Source organism: Staphylococcus sp. 11262D007BW, from assembly GCF_053547815.1.
In genome coordinates, this window is record NZ_JBPWPJ010000001.1 from 1,081,766 (window position 1) to 1,099,940 (window position 18,175).

At 34.1% G+C, this 18,175-nt stretch carries 17 protein-coding genes, 1 riboswitch and 2 other annotated features (1 of these 20 only partly in view); all 17 genes read right to left on the reverse strand.

From position 1 onward, the window contains the following. Window positions 1-27: a binding site (T-box leader), on the reverse strand (it extends 182 nt beyond the left edge of the window). Between the two features lie 89 nt (window positions 28-116). The 17 genes from ACEE93_RS05285 to thrS all read right to left on the reverse strand — a co-directional run bounded on the left by ACEE93_RS05285 (window position 117) and on the right by thrS (window position 18,161). Beyond that, on the reverse strand, window positions 117-1,205 hold the full coding sequence (locus ACEE93_RS05285; protein WP_449156435.1) for an AbrB family transcriptional regulator: 1,089 nt from the start codon (window positions 1,203-1,205) through the stop codon (window positions 117-119). 196 nt (window positions 1,206-1,401) lie between these two features. Beyond that, the gene (gene hemL, locus ACEE93_RS05290; protein ID WP_449155675.1) at window positions 1,402-2,691 is read right to left on the reverse strand and encodes a glutamate-1-semialdehyde 2,1-aminomutase; all 1,290 of its coding nucleotides are present in this window, start codon (window positions 2,689-2,691) and stop codon (window positions 1,402-1,404) included. Window positions 2,692-2,711: 20 nt separating this feature from the next. Next, a complete protein-coding gene (gene hemB, locus ACEE93_RS05295) occupies window positions 2,712-3,689 on the reverse strand; it encodes a porphobilinogen synthase (protein WP_449155676.1) in 978 nt (325 codons plus the stop codon). 3 nt (window positions 3,690-3,692) lie between these two features. Then, complete coding sequence (locus ACEE93_RS05300) at window positions 3,693-4,382, reverse strand: uroporphyrinogen-III synthase (RefSeq protein ID WP_449156436.1); 690 nt, start codon at window positions 4,380-4,382, stop codon at window positions 3,693-3,695. Window positions 4,383-4,392: 10 nt separating this feature from the next. Beyond that, a complete protein-coding gene (gene hemC, locus ACEE93_RS05305; protein ID WP_449155678.1) occupies window positions 4,393-5,319 on the reverse strand; it encodes a hydroxymethylbilane synthase in 927 nt (308 codons plus the stop codon). A gap of 22 nt (window positions 5,320-5,341) precedes the next feature. Beyond that, window positions 5,342-6,178 (reverse strand): cytochrome c biogenesis protein CcsA, encoded by an 837-nt coding sequence (gene ccsA, locus ACEE93_RS05310; protein WP_449155679.1) that lies wholly within the window; start codon window positions 6,176-6,178, stop codon window positions 5,342-5,344. 14 nt (window positions 6,179-6,192) lie between these two features. Next, complete coding sequence (gene hemA, locus ACEE93_RS05315; RefSeq protein WP_449155680.1) at window positions 6,193-7,533, reverse strand: glutamyl-tRNA reductase; 1,341 nt, start codon at window positions 7,531-7,533, stop codon at window positions 6,193-6,195. Between the two features lie 150 nt (window positions 7,534-7,683). Continuing rightward, window positions 7,684-8,286 carry a ribosome biogenesis GTP-binding protein YihA/YsxC gene (gene yihA, locus ACEE93_RS05320; RefSeq protein ID WP_449156437.1) on the reverse strand — a complete coding sequence of 201 codons (603 nt, stop codon included), beginning with the start codon at window positions 8,284-8,286 and terminating at the stop codon, window positions 7,684-7,686. Between the two features lie 97 nt (window positions 8,287-8,383). Then, window positions 8,384-9,649, reverse strand: a complete 1,266-nt coding sequence (gene clpX / locus ACEE93_RS05325) for an ATP-dependent Clp protease ATP-binding subunit ClpX (RefSeq protein ID WP_449155682.1) — start codon at window positions 9,647-9,649, stop codon at window positions 8,384-8,386. A 158-nt stretch (window positions 9,650-9,807) separates the two neighbouring features. Beyond that, window positions 9,808-11,121, reverse strand: coding sequence for a trigger factor (gene tig / locus ACEE93_RS05330; RefSeq protein WP_449155683.1), 1,314 nt, complete (start codon window positions 11,119-11,121; stop codon window positions 9,808-9,810). A gap of 86 nt (window positions 11,122-11,207) precedes the next feature. Beyond that, window positions 11,208-12,131, reverse strand: coding sequence for a hypothetical protein (locus ACEE93_RS05335; RefSeq protein ID WP_449156438.1), 924 nt, complete (start codon window positions 12,129-12,131; stop codon window positions 11,208-11,210). 9 nt (window positions 12,132-12,140) lie between these two features. Continuing rightward, window positions 12,141-12,752: an NUDIX domain-containing protein gene (locus ACEE93_RS05340; RefSeq protein WP_449155685.1), complete on the reverse strand. Its 612-nt coding sequence runs from the start codon at window positions 12,750-12,752 to the stop codon at window positions 12,141-12,143. Between the two features lie 114 nt (window positions 12,753-12,866). After that, entirely contained in the window at window positions 12,867-13,223 is a 357-nt protein-coding gene (gene rplT, locus ACEE93_RS05345) for a 50S ribosomal protein L20 (protein ID WP_449155686.1), read from the reverse strand. Between the two features lie 69 nt (window positions 13,224-13,292). Then, the gene (gene rpmI, locus ACEE93_RS05350) at window positions 13,293-13,493 is read right to left on the reverse strand and encodes a 50S ribosomal protein L35 (protein ID WP_449155687.1); all 201 of its coding nucleotides are present in this window, start codon (window positions 13,491-13,493) and stop codon (window positions 13,293-13,295) included. A 22-nt stretch (window positions 13,494-13,515) separates the two neighbouring features. Continuing rightward, window positions 13,516-14,043, reverse strand: coding sequence for a translation initiation factor IF-3 (gene infC / locus ACEE93_RS05355; protein ID WP_449155688.1), 528 nt, complete (start codon window positions 14,041-14,043; stop codon window positions 13,516-13,518). A gap of 23 nt (window positions 14,044-14,066) precedes the next feature. Further along, window positions 14,067-14,202: a sequence feature (ribosomal protein L20 leader region), on the reverse strand. Window positions 14,203-14,243: 41 nt separating this feature from the next. Next, entirely contained in the window at window positions 14,244-15,749 is a 1,506-nt protein-coding gene (locus ACEE93_RS05360; protein ID WP_449155689.1) for an amino acid permease, read from the reverse strand. A gap of 252 nt (window positions 15,750-16,001) precedes the next feature. Then, window positions 16,002-16,174: riboswitch (Lysine riboswitch) on the reverse strand. Between the two features lie 49 nt (window positions 16,175-16,223). After that, a complete protein-coding gene (gene thrS / locus ACEE93_RS05365) occupies window positions 16,224-18,161 on the reverse strand; it encodes a threonine--tRNA ligase (protein ID WP_449155690.1) in 1,938 nt (645 codons plus the stop codon). Window positions 18,162-18,175 lie beyond the last annotated feature (14 nt).

An 18,175-nucleotide genomic window follows, 5' to 3' on the forward strand; every position in this document is an offset into this window, starting at 1 on the left:
GTTAAGCCTACTCCTCCCAAAATAACTATTAACTTCTCTTTAATAGTATACTTAAATGAGCATTAAGTCAATATGAATTAAAATTCACTACCTCAACTCATTTTCATTTTATACTTTTATTTATCATTCTCTTTTCCTCTTGATACTTTTAAACGGTATTTTAGGTAAATATTAATTAAAGGCGCAATTAAAAATAATATAAAAAAGACTCGAAAGATATGATAACTTGAAATCATAGCAACATCTGCACCTGTATCAAGCGCGATAAGCACAATTTGGCTCATACCTCCTGGGGCCGCTCCTAAAAATAAATCATTTATTGGATCATGCGTAATAAAACTTATTATTGCGACCATCACTAAAGCACTTAATATAAGCAGCACATTTTGATAAGCGATTGCGAAGGCAAGTCGCCCTTTTAAACGATCTGTTAAATGCGCAATTTGAAGCCCAACACGTATCATATAAATCAGTTGAGCAACGGCTATAATAGGTTCATCCACTGTAAATGATAACCCAGTCGATAAATTCCATATAATAAGCACAACGATTGGAGCTAATAACATTTTAGTGGGAAAATGAATCCATTTCATTAAATAATAAACAACTACAATACCAATAATAAGTATCATAATATGCCATGGTTGCAATACATCTGTCATTGCGATACCGGACTCATTTGTCATAGAACTATTGGATTCACTTTTAAAAAAGTATGAAATAATAGGCACTAATATCACTACAAATATAATACGCGACGTTTGGGTCAAGCTAACGACTAAGATATCAGCCTTTTTATTTTCTTCTGCCATGACCATCATTTGACTAAGTGCCCCTGGTATAACTGCTAATATGGCAGTTTCAGAATTTACTTTTGCAATTTTACGAAAGCCTATAGACACGATAAGTGCTAATAGTAACAATAATACACTGACTAATATAATAGAAAGCCAATCATTTTTAATATCTTCAATCACTGGTTTTGTAAAGGCACTACCGATTTGAACACCTAACATAATTAACCCTAAATCACTCAATAATGAAGGCCATCTGACTTCTAATTTGAATACTTTAACGACAATCAAACTCGCTATGATTGGTCCGAACATCCACGGTAACATTATGTTAAACCCGTAAAGGATGAAACCTATAACTAGAGAAAGTATAAATACAATAAAATTATTTCGAACAAGATGCTTCGTCAAACCCCACCCCTCCACTTCTTAAATGATTGATGCGTAGTTCTCCAAAAACTACTTTCTATACAAATTCGTTTTAACTTTCTCATCTTAATCTAATGACTTAATAAAATCGAGCAAGCTACAAAATTTGAAATTCAAATTCAGCATCTCGCTCGATTCATTACACACTTTATACCATTTTTAATATTTTATCTTAAAATTAGTGATTAACAATTCTTGATAACGCTTTGTCAAATGCCTTAATTGTTGTTTGAATATCTTCATGTGTATGTTTTGTAGATAAGAACATGCCTTCAAATTGTGAAGGTGGTAAGAAAATACCTTCTTCAGCAAGTTCTCGGTACATGTCACTAAATAATTCTAAATCAGATTGATTCGCTTCTTTAAAGTTTGTTACCGGACCTTCATTTAAGAAAAAGCCAATCATTGAGCCGGCACGGTTAATCGTTAATGGTACTTGATGTTTATTAAATACTTCAGTTAGTCCTTCTTCTAACATGTCACCTAACTCATTAAAGTAATCATAACTTTCCGGAGTAAGTTGACTAAGTGTCATATAACCACTTGTCATTGCTAACGGATTACCAGAAAGTGTACCAGCTTGATAGATTGAGCCACTTGGTGCGATATGATCCATAATCTCTTTTCTTCCACCGAAAGCACCAACCGGTAAACCGCCACCGATGACTTTACCTAAGCATGTTAAGTCTGGTGTCACATTGAAATAACCTTGTGCACAGTGATAACCCACACGGAAACCAGTCATGACTTCATCAAAAATTAACAATGAATCATAAGATGTCGTAATGTCACGTAAACCTTGTAAGAACTCACCAACTGGCGGCACAACGCCCATGTTACCTGATACTGGTTCTACAATCACAGCCGCAATATCATCACCGAATTGTTCGAACGCATATTTAACTGCATCTAAATCGTTATATGGGACAGTAATGGTATTTTTAGCAGTGCCTTCAGGAACGCCTGGAGAGTCAGGTAATCCTAACGTTGCCACACCTGAACCAGCTTTGATCAGTAAAGAATCGCTATGGCCGTGGTAGTTACCTTCAAATTTTATGATTTTATTTTTGCCTGTATAGCCTCTTGCAAGTCTCAATGTGTCTAACGTTGCTTCAGTACCTGAAGAAACCATTCTGACTTTTTCAATTGAAGGAACACGATCAATGACAAGTTCTGCTAACTTATTTTCTTCAATAGTAGAAGCACCAAAGCTCGTACCTTTATCTACAGATTGATGAACAGCTTCAATCACTTTCGGATCTTTATGACCTAAAATTAAGGGTCCCCAACTTAATACATAATCAATATATTCATTACCATCGATATCAAAAATATGACTTCCTTCACCATGATCCATAAAAATGGCAGGAGTATCTACTGATTTAAATGCCCGAACAGGACTGTTTACGCCCCCTGGCATCATTTTATTAGCTTTTTCAAATGCTTTAATCGAATTATCGTAACGCATATCATAAATCCTCCTAAACATTATTGTTGATCAATGTAACGGCATAAATCTTTTGCGAAATAAGTGATGATCATATCAGCACCTGCACGCTTCATTGAAATCATTTGTTCCATGACTACTTTTTCTTCGTCAATCCATCCATTAAGCGCTGCTGCTTTAGTCATACTATATTCCCCGCTCACATTATAAGCGACAACTGGAACATTTGTATGATTGCGGACATCTCGAATGATATCTAAGTAACTTAAAGCAGGTTTAACAATCATCATATCAGCACCTTCTTTAAGGTCACTTTCGAGTTCACGCATCGCTTCTAAACGATTAGCTGGATCCATTTGATACGTTTTTCGATCGCCAAAAGAAGGTGTAGATTCAGCAGCATCACGGAATGGTCCAAAGAAACTTGACGCATATTTGATACCATAACTCATAATTGGAATATGATGATAACCCGCTTCATCCAAACCTTTACGGATTTCACTAACAAATCCATCCATCATGTTACTTGGTGCAATAATATCTGCCCCAGCTTTAACTTGAGAAATTGCTGTTTTAACAAGTAATGGTAACGTTTCATCATTATCAACATCATGAGTCGTCTCATTGATCAATCCACAATGACCATGATCTGTATATTCACATAAACATGTATCCGCTAAAATAAGTAAATCATCATACATTGATTTAGCGATACCAATGGCTTGTTGAATGACACCATCATCAATAAACGCACCTGTACCACAATCATCCTTTTCATTAGGAATACCAAAGAACATAATGGCGCGAATACCTAAATCATAGGCTGCTTTAATTTCTTTGTGTAAAAGGTTTAAACTGATTTGGTATATTCCAGGTAACGATTTAATTTCTTCATATACATCATCTCGTTCTACAACAAAAATAGGATAGATTAAGTCTTCTTTTCTTAAATGTGTTTCACGTACCATACTACGCATTGTATTCGATGAACGTAATCGTCTATGTCTATCAAAATTCATTTGCTATTCCCTCGTTTCTAATATTTTATCTATTAAAGCATCAAGTGTTTGAATTTCAGGTCGCTCACTGTGATAACCATAAGATTCAATCGTATGTTGTGTTTGTTTACCTATTGCATAAAGTGTAGCCTCAAAAGCTCGTGAATCTTCTTTTTTTGACAGCTTCTCTAAAAAAGCAGTAGCCGCCGATGAACTTGCAAACGTCATTGCATCAATCGTATTGTCATGTAACATTTTCAATACTTTTTGAATATTATCGTCAATCGGCACTGTATGATATAAGTCAATTTTACATACTTGATAACCACGTTGTCTAAGGGTTTGATGTAATAAAGGCCGCGCTGACTCGCTTGATGGAATAAGTATAGATGCTTTATTGGCACCTGTAAAATCGTTTAAAAACCCTTCTTGAGAAAAATCCTGAGGTTGAAAGTGAATATTTATACCATGTGCATGACAATATTCTGCGGTTTTTTGTCCTATTACCGCTACTTTATCATAATTCAATCTTTTCAAATGTGGTAAAAAATGTTTAACCGCATTCTTAGATGAAAAAATAAGCCAATCATAGTGTGTTTCTAAGATACGTTGGTCAAATGACATTGCTTCAGTAGCAATAAAAGGTAGATGAATAATGTCTACGTTATCATTTTCGTATCTATGTGTTTGAGTCATCACTACAATTGGCTTCATATTGAGCACCTCATTCACTTTCGTTTAAAGATTGAATAATATCATAAGCTCCTTGAGATTTTAGTTCATCGCTAACTTTTCGACCTACTTCAACACTATTATTACCAACTTCAGTATGTTCAAATCGTGACTGTCCATCTGGAGACATCACTAAACCAGTAAATTGAATAGCACCCTCGTCTGTCATTTGAGCATAGCCACCAATAGGCACTTGGCAACTGCCATCCATTTCTTTAAGGAATGTACGTTCAGCAGTAACACACTTGGCAACATCTTCATTGTGTACTTTTTGAAGCAGATCTAATAATTCCTGATCGTCTTCTCTACATTCAATACCGAGCGCACCTTGTCCTATAGCCGGAATTAACATCGTTTCATCAAGATAAGTGGTTACTAAATCATCAGACCACCCCATACGTCTTAAGCCAGCAGCAGCAAGTAAAATCGCATCATAGTTTTCTTCTTGTAATTTTTTTAATCGTGTATCAATATTACCGCGTATCCATTTAATGTCTAAATCTGGATACTTCGCTAAAATTTGAGCACCTCTACGTAACGAACTTGTACCGATGATGCTTCCTTTAGGTAATTGATCGATTGGTGTATGATTTTTTGCTATATATGCATCGAAAGGATTTTCACGGTCTGGTATACATCCTAAAGTTAATCCGTCAGGTAATACACTTGGTACATCTTTTAGCGAGTGCACTGCCATATCGATGTCATGATTAAATAGTTCGTTTTGAATTTCTTTAACGAATAAACCTTTGCCACCCACTTTAGATAGCTGGCGGTCTACAATTTGATCTCCTTTAGTCACAATTTCTTTAATTTCAATGTCTAATGAAGGATCAATTGCCTTTAAACGTTCTATAAACTGTTTTGTTTGGGTCATGGCTAACTTACTACGTCTTGACCCTACCACAAGTTTACGCATTGATTCAATTCCTCCTTTTTACTTAAACACCTGTCCATTGATGAAACGAAGACATTTGTGTAATCAATACTAAGTTAATCATACAACTTAAAAAAAGCACAATATTACTATACATTAGAGAAATGTGCTTAAATCGATTGGTCAATCTACATAAAATATATATGGTATAACATAGAAAAATAAGTAGTGATGAAATCACTTTTATGTCAGTGAAGATGTTTGCACCGACTGTCATTAAACTCCATTGAATACCTAAAATTAAGCTCGCAAATAATAGCAAATTACCAAGTACCATACTATAAAATACAAGCTTTTCTAAGGTACTCAAACTACTAATTCTAAAAAAGTTTTGAGTGAATTTCTTTTCTTTTAAATTATGATGTTGAATTAAATATAAAATGGAATTGACAAAAGCTACAGCAAAAATAACATAACTTATCAATGCGAGTGAAATATGAAATACCAGTAATTCATTGACTACTGTTATACGCGATACATCTAACTGAAATTGATAAGGATGAAATGTATTAATAGCCATAAAAATAAATCCCAAAATATTTAAGAACACAACCATAAAATCAGATTGTTTAAGGGAAGCTAGGATAAAGCTAATGGTTAAGATTAACCAAGTTAACGTAAGCATGCTTTCCACAATCGATGTTAAAGGCAAATAACCTCTCCACAAGATAAAAATCGTCAGAGAGATTGTTTGCCCTAACCAGACAATCCAAAGGGTATTAAACCCAATGGCTTGTAATCGTCTATTTTTTTGAAATAAATCTAATATAAATGCCACGATACAAATTAAATAAACTAATAAAACTATTTCATGAAAATGAATTAAAAATGCTTCTTTCACAGCATCACCAACTATTAACCTTCAAATCGCAATAATTTTTGTTTTAAGATAAGTCGTTTATTTTCAACGGCTTTTGATTTATAATCTGTTTCTGCTTCAAGATTAAAAATATCTTGAAATAGATCTAATTTAGCTTGTGAATCCTTATCATTACTAATCTCTTTAGCCATTTTAATCGGATCTTTTAACATTTGATTGATAATACTTTTTGTATGTTTAGAGATCACTTTACGCTCTCTTTCACTCAAATGTGGTAACTTTCGATCCACACTTTCCATTGTTTCTTGTTGAATACCTAACGCTTTTTCACGCAAAGCTCGAATAACAGGTACAACACCAAGCATTTGAACCCATTCATTATGCTTATCAATTTCTGCTGGGATTTTAGAAGCGATCCATTCAGCTACTTTTTCTCTTTCGCGAAGATTCGCATCTACAAGTCCTTTTAAATCATCCACGTCATATATAAATAAATGCGTCTCTTTTGTATCAATTGGTTCAATATCTCTTGGCACTGCTATATCAATTAAAATCTTTTGAGATGCACGTGATAAATCATCACACATTTCAAGCATCGTTTTTGTAATGACAAATTCATCTGAGCTTGTTGAGCTGATGACTACATCTGCTCCGATTAATTCATCAGCTAATGCATCGAACGGTTTAGCTTTAATACCATGCGTCTCTGCTAAATTTTGTGCTTTAGAAAAAGTGCGATTAATCACAGTAATATCCGTTAATCCAGCACCTTTTAAATTGAGAATGGAACGTTCGCCCATATCGCCAGCACCAATAACAAGACCACGTTTTTTATGCAATTTACCATACATTTTTTTCGCTAATTCTACCGCAGCATAAGATACACTAATCGCATTATCAGCGATATCTGATTCATGATGATGTTTTTTACTAAATGTAATTGCGCGTTTAAACAGTTCATTAAATATTGTACCTGTTGTATGAGCTTGTTGCGCAGTAAAGAAAGCATCTCGAATTTGCCCTAGTATTTGAGTCTCCCCTAATACAATCGAATCTAATCCTGATGTTACACGGTATAAATGTTCAATCGCTTCATCTTGAACTTTCACTTCTGATATTCGCTTAATATCTTCGACTTCAAAGTTAAATTGACGTGCTAAGAAGCGTTGCACATAATATCTACCCGTATGAATTTGATCTACTACCGCGTATACTTCAGTTCTATTGCAAGTTGATAATATAACATTTTCTAAAATAGATTTTGTCTCAAATAATGCTTCATGTACATGTAGCATATTCTCATTATTAAATGAAAGTTGTTCTCTTAATGTAACATCTGCAGTTTTGTGGTTTACACTAACGGCAATAATATACATGAAAATGCCCCCATACGTTTTTCAATACGTTTATTATAACACAGATTATAGTAATTCTAATTAAAATAACTTTATTCTTTAAACGATATCTAAAATTTTCATTAAATAGTCACAGAGCTTTAATCAGTGATATTTAAACGTATGAAATCCTTAATCTTCTTCTTTATTTAAAAAAGAGGCAATCGCATCCCAGATTAAATTGTTTTTATCTTTTTTGAATGAAGAATAACTAATAATTTGATCTCCTTCTTCAATTTCTAACGTATTACGTATTTCTTTAAGGTGTTTTTGTACCTTCCCTTTCACAATTTTATCTTCTTTAGTAGCAATAATAAGGGTTGGGAGATCATAATATTTTAAGAAATCATACATTAAAATATCATCTTCAGTAGGCTTATGTCTCAAATCGACAAGTTGAATAACTAATTTGAGTGGTTCACGTGTTGTAATATACGTTTCAATCATACGTCCAAATGCTTCTCGTTGCTTTTTACTTACTTTAGCATAGCCATAACCTGGCACATCTACAAAAATGAGTTGTTCATCAATATTAAAGAAGTTAAGCGTTTGTGTTTTACCTGGTTGTTGAGAAGTGCGTGCCATATTTTTACGACCAATCATTGCATTAATAAATGTAGATTTGCCTACATTAGATCGGCCACTTAAAGCAACTTCTGGCAAGTTGAGCTCTGGATATTGCTCAGGTTTAACAGCGCTAATTAGTAAATCAATATTGTTAGGATTAATATTCATTATTTTCTCCTTTATACTTTTTTATAATATAAACGAAAAAGTGAGAGATGAAACTCTTGAAGATTTCACCGTCTCACTTTATAAAACGCATTAACTACTATGCAGTATTTTTATTATGATTAATTAATTGATCGTCAGAATCATATAATTCTGGTTCAGTTTCATCAACAATTGTTTCTCTTGTAATAACGACTTTTTTAACATCATCTGAAGATGGAATATCGTACATGATATCAATTAATGCTTCTTCAATGATTGATCTTAAACCACGTGCGCCTGTTTTACGTTCAATTGCTTTTTCACTAATTGCTGCAAGCGCCTCTTCAGTAAATTCTAGATCTACGTTATCAAGTTCTAGCATTTTTGAATATTGTTTTACTAAAGCATTTTTAGGTTGTGTTAAGATATTTTTCAATGCTTCAACATCAAGCGTTTCTAGGTTTGCAACAATTGGCACACGTCCAATAAACTCTGGAATTAAACCATATGATTGTAAGTCTTCTGGACGAATGTGCTCTAATAAACTATCTTCATCATAATTTGATGCTTCACTGCTTGCGAAACCGATAACCTTTTCACCTAGACGGCGTTTAATAACGTCATTGATACCGTCAAAGGCACCACCTAAAATAAATAGAATATTCGTTGTATCAATCTGAATAAATTCTTGGTTAGGGTGTTTACGGCCACCTTGAGGCGGTACACTTGCTGTAGTTCCCTCTAATATTTTAAGTAGTGCTTGTTGAACACCTTCACCAGAAACGTCACGTGTAATTGAAGTATTTTCAGATTTACGCGCAATTTTATCAATTTCATCGACATAAATGATACCTTTTTCTGCTTTATCGATATCAAAATCTGCCGCTTGAATTAAACGTAATAAAATATTTTCAACGTCTTCGCCGACATAACCAGCTTCAGTTAAACTTGTCGCATCTGCAATTGCAAATGGTACATTTAATGTACGTGCAAGTGTTTGAGCTAGCAATGTTTTACCGCTACCTGTTGGTCCAATTAATGCGACATTACTTTTTTGTAATTCAACGTCTTCGCTATCATTCGGACCTAATTGTTGAACACGTTTGTAATGGTTGTAAACAGCTACCGAAAGAGACTTTTTAGCTTTTTCTTGGCCGATTACGTAATTATTTAACTGATCCATAATCTCTTTTGGTGTTGGTAATTCTTCAAGTTCTTCAGTTTCTGTGTGGTTTAACTCTTCTTCTACAATTTCTGAACATAATTCGATACATTCATTACAAATATATACTCCACTACCAGCAACCAATTTTTTGACTTGGCTTTGGTCTTTACCACAAAAAGAACATTTTAAGTTTTCTTCATCTTCATTGAATTTAAACATACTATTTATACACCCCTGTTCTTTTACGACTATACTAGAAAGCATTTTATTATGTTCAATGTAATACTTTCAAGTTTTTTGCATAAAATAACGATAGCAGATACAAATCGATTTGTATCTGCTAACGATTTATAACGGTGAGATTCAATTCACATTCATTATTCTGAATCGTCTTCTTTTTCAGGAGCATCAACTAATTTAGCTTCATCAACTAATAAGTCGATTACTTTTTTAATACGCACATCATTTTGAACGATGTCTGTATTACCTAAAGTATTTTTAATGTCCTCTACAGAAATATTAAATTGTTCACTCATCGTTTCTAATTCTTTGTCTACTTCTTCTTCAGAAACTTGAATGTCTTCTTTTTCAGCAATTGCATTTAATGTTAAGTTTGTTTTCACACGTTGTTCTGCATCTTCTGCCATTTGATTACGTAAATCTTCTTCAGATTGGCCTGAAATTTGATAATACGTTTCTAAATTTAATCCTTGTTGTTGAATACGTTGTGAAAACTCTTGTAACATGCGATCTTGTTCTGTTTTGATCATTGCATCTGGAATGTCAATTGTTGCATTATCGCTTGCTTTTGTAATTGCTTCTTCTTTCTTAGCATCCTCAGCTTGGTTTGCTTTAGTTTCTTCAAGTTGTTTACGTAAATTAGCTTTGAATTCATCAACTGTGTTAGCATCTGAATCTAATTCGTTTGCTAATTCATCATCTAATTCTGGGATTTCTTTAGTTTTGATTTCATTAATTTTAGTTTTGAATGTTGCAGCTTTACCAGCTAATTCTTCAGCATGATATTCTTCAGGGAAAGTAACTTCAACATCTTTTTCTTCGCCTGTTGATAATCCTACTAATTGTTCTTCAAATCCTGGAATGAACATACCTGAACCGATTTCTAGGTCGTAACCTTCTGCTTGGCCACCTTCGAATTGTTCTCCATCAACATAACCATCAAAATCGATATTAACTGTGTCGCCTTCTTCGACTTTACCGTCTTCTTTAACGACCATATCAGCCATAGATTCTAAACGTTGTTGAACAGTATTTTCGACTTCTTCATCTGTTACTTCTGTGTTTTGTTTTTCGATTTCTAAACCTTTGTATTCACCTAATTCTACTTCAGGTTCAACTGTAACTGTTGCATCAAATTTAAGTTCTTTACCTTTTTCGATTTGAGTAACCTCAATTTCAGGTTGATCAACTGGATTGATACCTTTTTCTACTACAGCTTCACTGTAAGCTTGTGGTAATAGAATATCTACCGCATCTTGATATAATGCTTCTACACCAAAACGTTGTTCGAAGATTTGGCGAGGTACCTTTCCTTTACGGAAACCTGGTACATTAATTTGTTTTACTACTTTTTTGAATGCTTTATCTAAAGCTTTATCTACTTCTTCTGCTGGTACGGTAACCTGTAATAATCCTTCGTTACCTTCTTTTTTTTCCCAAGTTGCTGCCATGTATAAAAACCTCCATGCTTTTCGTTTTTAAAATTTTTCAACTTCCTTATTATAACATAGGTTCATTTTGATTTAAATATGAACACCTATGTATTTAACGAATTAATCAATTGCAATAAATCTTGATTTTGTACTTGATTAAATTCTCCTTCTCCAGTTAAGCATAAAAAATATTGTACATAAGTTTCAACCCATCCTGAAGTCGAAGCAAACGCTTCAATGTCAATTGGATATAATATAATATTTTGCGTGTTAAGATGGACACTTGCTTCGTGGACTAGTGAAGGTGCTTGCTCTTCTAATGATTCAATGACCCTTGGAATGACTTCTTGTTTAAATAAACTGTGTTCAATTCCAGGTAAATTAGAAGGGATAACCTCTAGCGATTTTGAAAGTTTTGAAAACATTACGCTTTGATTGTATCGAGCAAGTCGCAAATATTCAAGTATCAAACTTTGAATCGTAGGCGTGATTGACTCCTCTGTTAGTAAATACACAAAACTTGATACAAATTGATAAGCGTGATCATCAATTAAAGCTAGTATTAACTGCGTTTGTTCATGTAAACTTAAGGAATTGAACTTTTGAATACGAAAAGCCATATAATCTTCACGTTCAGCCAATTTTGCCTGAGCTTGATCTTTTAATGGTAAAAAAGTTAATCGTGTTTTATGAGATGCGACCTCATCTATCACTTGATTCACTAATTCAACGACATCATGATACTGCTCTAATTCATAGAGAAACTTTATATAGTAAGTCATTAAAGCATCATAAGGTTGATACCCTTGCATTAATAAAATATGCGCTTCTTCTTTCAACTCTAAATAGGCATTTAATTGCCAAAGTATATCACATTTGGTAATCGCTAATTCTGGCGATAGCGTGAAGTAGGATTCGTACTCATTCATTTGATCATAAGCAAGTTCATAGTTCGCTATGTCCACATTCTCATTGATGTCTTTTCTCAATTTCTCTTCAAGTTTTGGAAAAGGTATGATTTCTGACATGACTATCACCTATTTCAATGATTCTAAGATCAGTGCACTCCATGATTCAAATTGAGATAAATCTTGAATATCTTCTAATGATTGCCATTGAATTGATAATGTATCCGTTTCTTTCACTTCAACGTCATCACGTTTAACTTTCACTTTAAATACAACACCGATATGGACTTTACCGACTTCATTTTGATCATCATTGATAAAACCGACATGTCTTAGTTCATTGTCTTCATTTATATTTAAACCGACTTCTTCTTCTAATTCACGACTAGCATTGTCATTGATGACTTCTTCGATGGATTGAGCATGTTCGACCTCATTCATATGGCCGCCAACGCCAATAGAAGATTGACCGTGTAAGCGTGCTTCTCCTCCACCAGATAAGCGTTGATATACTAAAATTTCATTATCCTCATTTTCAAGAATACAATAAGAAATTAATTGTTTATAGGAAGGGTCTTCCTCCATATCTCCACGGCGTTTGATTTCATAATCAGCTAGTGAACGATAAATTGCCTCGCTTTTAGGATGATCGTTAGTTATAAACCCATTAAATGCATTTGTTTCATCTTGAAAAAGATGTTTTCTTGAAACTACAGTTATAAGTTCATCAAATTTAGACATCGCGCTTCTCCTTTAGATGATTTTCTTTATCATATCAAAAGTTTGAAAGTGAGGTAAAGTAATTTATCGGTAGATAAAAAGGGTTGAGATCTGATATATCTCAACCCTTTTCGTTTATTTTAAAGCATCTTTAGCTTTGTCTACTAATTCACCAAATGCTTTGTCATCAGAAATAGCGATTTCAGATAACATTTTACGGTTAATATCAATACCTGCTTGTTTTAAACCATTCATTAAACGAGAATAGCTCATGTCATGTTGACGTGCAGCCGCATTGATACGAGTGATCCATAATTTACGGAAATCACGTTTTCTTTGACGACGGTCACGGAATGCATATTGTCCTGATTTCATCACTTGTTGTTTTGCAACTTTATATAATGTACGTTTTGCGCCGAAGTAACCTTTAGCTAATTTGATTGTCTTTTTACGACGCGCTCTTGTTACTGTTCCACCTTTAACACGTGGCATAGTAAATTCCTCCTTTATAATTTATGATATATCGTCATATCATAATTCAAATTCATTTAATTTAGTTGATTATTTAACGTATGTTAATAATTGTTTTACGCGTTTTGCATCACCTTTAGAAACAAGTGTTGCTTTACGTAATTTACGTTTTTGTTTAGTTGATTTGTTCGCAAATAAGTGAGATGTGTATGCTCTAGAACGTTTAAATTTACCTGATCCAGTTCTTTTAACACGTTTCGCAGCTCCACGATGAGTTTTCATTTTAGGCATAGTAATATCCTCCTATATTCTTTTATTTTTCATTTACTGGTGCTAACATAAGGAACATTTGGCGACCTTCCATTTTAGGTTTTTGCTCAATTGTTGCAATGTCTTTGCATTCTTCAGCAAACTTTTCTAAAACGCGTTGGCCAATTTCTTTATGTGTAATTGCACGTCCTCTGAAACGAATAGAAACTTTACATTTGTCACCTTTTGATAAGAACTTACGCCCGTTCTTCAACTTCGTATTAAAGTCATGCTCCTCAATCGTTGGACTAAGGCGAATTTCTTTAACATTGATGACTTTTTGTTTCTTTTTCATTTCTTTTTCTTTTTTCTGTTGCTCGTATTTATATTTTCCGTAATCCATAATACGCGCAACAGGTGGTTTAGCATTTGGTGCAACAATCACAACGTCTAAACCAATACGATCAGCCATTTCTAAAGCTTCACGTTTTGATTTGACACCGATTTGATCACCATTTTGACCAATAAGACGTAATTCTTTTGCACGAATCTTTTCATTCACTTGAGTTTGATCCTTAGCTATGGTTGACACCTCCCATAAGTTTACGAATGGTCCAAGTACAAAAAAAGCGAGGATATACTATCCCCGCTTCTAATAACAACATGATTCATTTCACATGTCAGTATCGTTAACCTGCCAACAGCTATTGCGTCGCTACAGGTGAGAAGCGGGTTGCTTCTACTTGGTCCGTTTCGTATTCAACAAAAACAACTATACCAACATTTTAAAATTTAGTCAACCTTTTTCTGAAAGTTTTTCTCATCCATTGTCACGTCTTGGTCTAGATTCACTTTGTCTAAAGGAATTAGCTTTGTTTTATATCTCACTTTGTGATAGATGAAAAAGATTAAAAAGATTGGAATACCCATATAAGTGATAAGGAAACGATTTAAATCAAAATCACCTTGTGTAATAAGATCCACATCTTGACCAATTATGACAATAATACACAGTATAAAGGCAAGAATAGGACCAAATGGGAATAACTTAGCATGGTATTTCAACTTACCTATATCGTAATTTTGCGCCTCAAATGCTTTTCGGAAACGATAATGGCTGATAGCAATACCTAACCATGCAATAAAACCAGTTAACCCACTCGCTGCAACAATATATTCATAAGCATTACCACTTAAATTTTGCACAAGGAAGATTAAAACAACAATGCCTGCAGTTGTTAACATCGAAATAAGTGGCGTACCATTTTTATTTGTTTTTCCAAATGCTTTTGCAGCTAATCCATCTTTACTCATAGAATATAACATTCTCGTACTCGCATACATTCCTGAGTTACCGGCAGATAATACTGATGTTAAAATAACAGCATTCATAAATGATGCGGCAAAAGCAAGACCCGCATTTTTAAATACTAAAGTAAACGGAGAAGTTGCAATATCTTCTTCTCCTCCCATTAATGCTGGGCTATCATAAGGAATTAACATACCGATAATGAAAATCGCAAAAATGTAGAATAATAAAATACGCCAAAATACTTGTTTAATCGCTTTTGGTACTGCTCTTTCTGGATTTTCAGACTCACCTGCAGTAATACCTACAAGTTCTGTACCTTGGAAAGAGAAGCCTGCAATTAAAAACACACCAAAAATAACAAGTAAGTTACCACCAAATCCATCACCTAGCAATGGCGCATCGCCTGTTGTAAAGACATCAAATCCAACAGCACTGCCGCCCATAATACCAAAAATTGTAAGAACACCAACAATCAAGAAAATAATTACAGTAATTACTTTAATGAAAGCAAACCAATATTCACTCTCACCATAAACTTGAACTGATAAGGCATTCAAACCAAAAATAATGAGCATAAACAGACAGCTCCATGCCCAAGCTGGAAGAAATTGCAGCGGTTCCCAATACTGAATAACTTGGGCTGCAATCGTTACATCGGCAGCGACCGTAATAACCCAGTTAAACCAGTAATTCCAACCTAAGGCAAAACCGAGAGATGGATCTACAAAGCGCGTTGCGTATGTACTAAAAGATCCTGAAACTGGTAAGTATGTAGCCATTTCTCCTAATGATGTCATTAAGAAAAAGACCATTACACCGATAATAGTGTAACCTAATAGCGCACCAAGTGGGCCAGCATCATGTACTGCACCACCAGACGTCATAAAGAGCCCGGTTCCTATTGCACCACCAATTGCTATCATCGAAATGTGTCGATCTTTTAAATGACGTTGGACGCCATTTTGATTATTATTTTCGTTACTCATATTTTTATCCTTTCCTTTACTTAGAGGATAGACAACTCTGATTCAACGAGTATAAAACGTTGTATACTTAAATGAAGTTAGGAGGTTAAGACATCTACTCGATAAACTAACCTCATTTACAGTATTTCTTACCCTATTCAACATTTGTAAACCTATAATAATACTATGATTCAAATGAAATAAGGAACAGCGCCTTTCAAAATATTTGGTTTAATTAAAAAGGTTGCACCAAACTGATGCAACCTTTAAATCATCAATAGTAGCGCATCACAAATGTGACAGTCTAGTTCCTTTCGAATACTAGCCCAACAATAAAAGTTGATAGCCTTTTATCATTTCGGCATTGCTACCTTTCACCTGTTCAACCTCTGTACTATCTTACTTCTGACAAGTTACTCTTTAACAATGCATCCTCTAACTAAATCTCTATATAATTTATATTCAATATACACTAATTTAAGTGATATCGCAAGCTTATCTCTGTTTCTTTAGACGAATTTCATCAACTAAGTCCCAAATAAATGTATCTTTTTCTACAGTTTCTTGATCTTTTGAACCGTATTTACGGACGTTCACTTCATTATTTTCTACTTCTTTATCCCCTACTACAATTTGATAAGGGATTTTTTTCATTTGTGCTTCTCGAATTTTGTAACCCATTTTTTCGTTACGATCATCGATATTAACACGTACACCTTGTGATTTTAATTCATCTTGAATTTGTCTTGCATAATCATAATGTAAATCAACATTTACCGGAATGATTTCAACTTGTTGTGGTGCAAGCCAAGTTGGGAATGCCCCTTTTGTTTCTTCTGTTAAAAAGGCTACAAAACGTTCCATTGTTGAAACCACACCACGGTGAATCACAACTGGTTGATGTTGCTCACCATCTTGACCAATATATGTGAGTTCAAATTTTTTCGGTAGTAAAAAGTCTAGTTGTGCAGTTGATAATGTTTCTTCTTTACCCATTGCAGTTTTAACTTGAACGTCTAATTTAGGGCCATAGAACGCCGCTTCTCCAATGGCTTCATCATAATCTAATTCTAATTCATCAACGGCTTCTTTTAACATTGCCTCAGCTTTATTCCACATGTCATCATCATCGTAATATTTTTCTTTATCTTCAGGATCACGATAACTTAAACGGAATTTATAATCTTTAAAGCCAAAGTCTTCATATACATCAAGAATCATTAAAACGACACGTTTGAATTCTTCTTTAATTTGGTCAGGTCTTACGAAGATATGCGCATCGTTTAAAGTCATACCTCTTACACGTTGTAAACCTGATACTGCACCACTTGCTTCATATCGATGCATTGTTCCTAATTCAGCAATACGAATTGGTAATTCACGATAAGAATGCGGTCTATTTGCGTAAACCATCATATGATGCGGACAATTCATAGGTCTTAACACCATAGATTCATCTTCATCTAATTGCATTGCTGGGAACATATCATCTTGGTAATGATCCCAGTGACCAGATGTTTTATATAAGTCTACGTTAGCGATAACCGGTGTATATACATGATCGTAACCAAGGCTCACTTCTTTATCTACAATATAACGCTCAATTTCTCGACGAATTGTAGCACCGTTTGGTAACCATAACGGTAAACCTGCACCGACAAGTTGATTGTTTGTAAATAATTCTAAATCTTTACCGATACGACGATGATCACGTTCTTTACGTTCTTCTAATAATTTAAGATGTGCTTTTAAATCTTTTTTATCGAAGAATGCTGTACCATAAATACGTTGTAACATTTTATTGTTACTATCGCCGCGCCAATATGCACCAGCTGTTGAAAGTAATTTAAATTCTTTTATTTTTGAAGTTGACGGCACATGTACACCACGACATAAATCTGTAAATTCACCTTGAGTGTAAAGTGTGACATTTTCACCTTCAGGAATTGCATCAATCAGTTCTAATTTGTATTCATCATCTTTAAAAAATGCTTTCGCTTCATCTCTTGAAACGACTTTACGTTCGATTTTATGATTTTCATCCACAATTTGACGCATTGTTTTTTCAATTTTTTCAAAGTCATCAGATGAAACTTTCTCATCCATATCAAAGTCATAATAAAACCCACCATCAATTACTGGACCGACACCAAATTTTACGTCTCCATATAGACGTTTAAGCGCTTGCGCCATAAGATGGGCAGTTGAATGTCTTAACACTTCTAACGCTTCATCGGAACCTGGTGTGATAATTTCTAAATCGCCATCTTCTTCTAATGGACGTGTTAAATCTACCATTTTTTGATTATATTTACCTGCTACTGCTTTTTTACGTAATCCTGGACTAATAGATTGGGCAATCTCTTCAGTTGTTGTACCTTTATCGAACGCTTTTTCATTACCATCTGGAAAACGAACGTTAATTTGTGACATAGTCATTCCTCCTC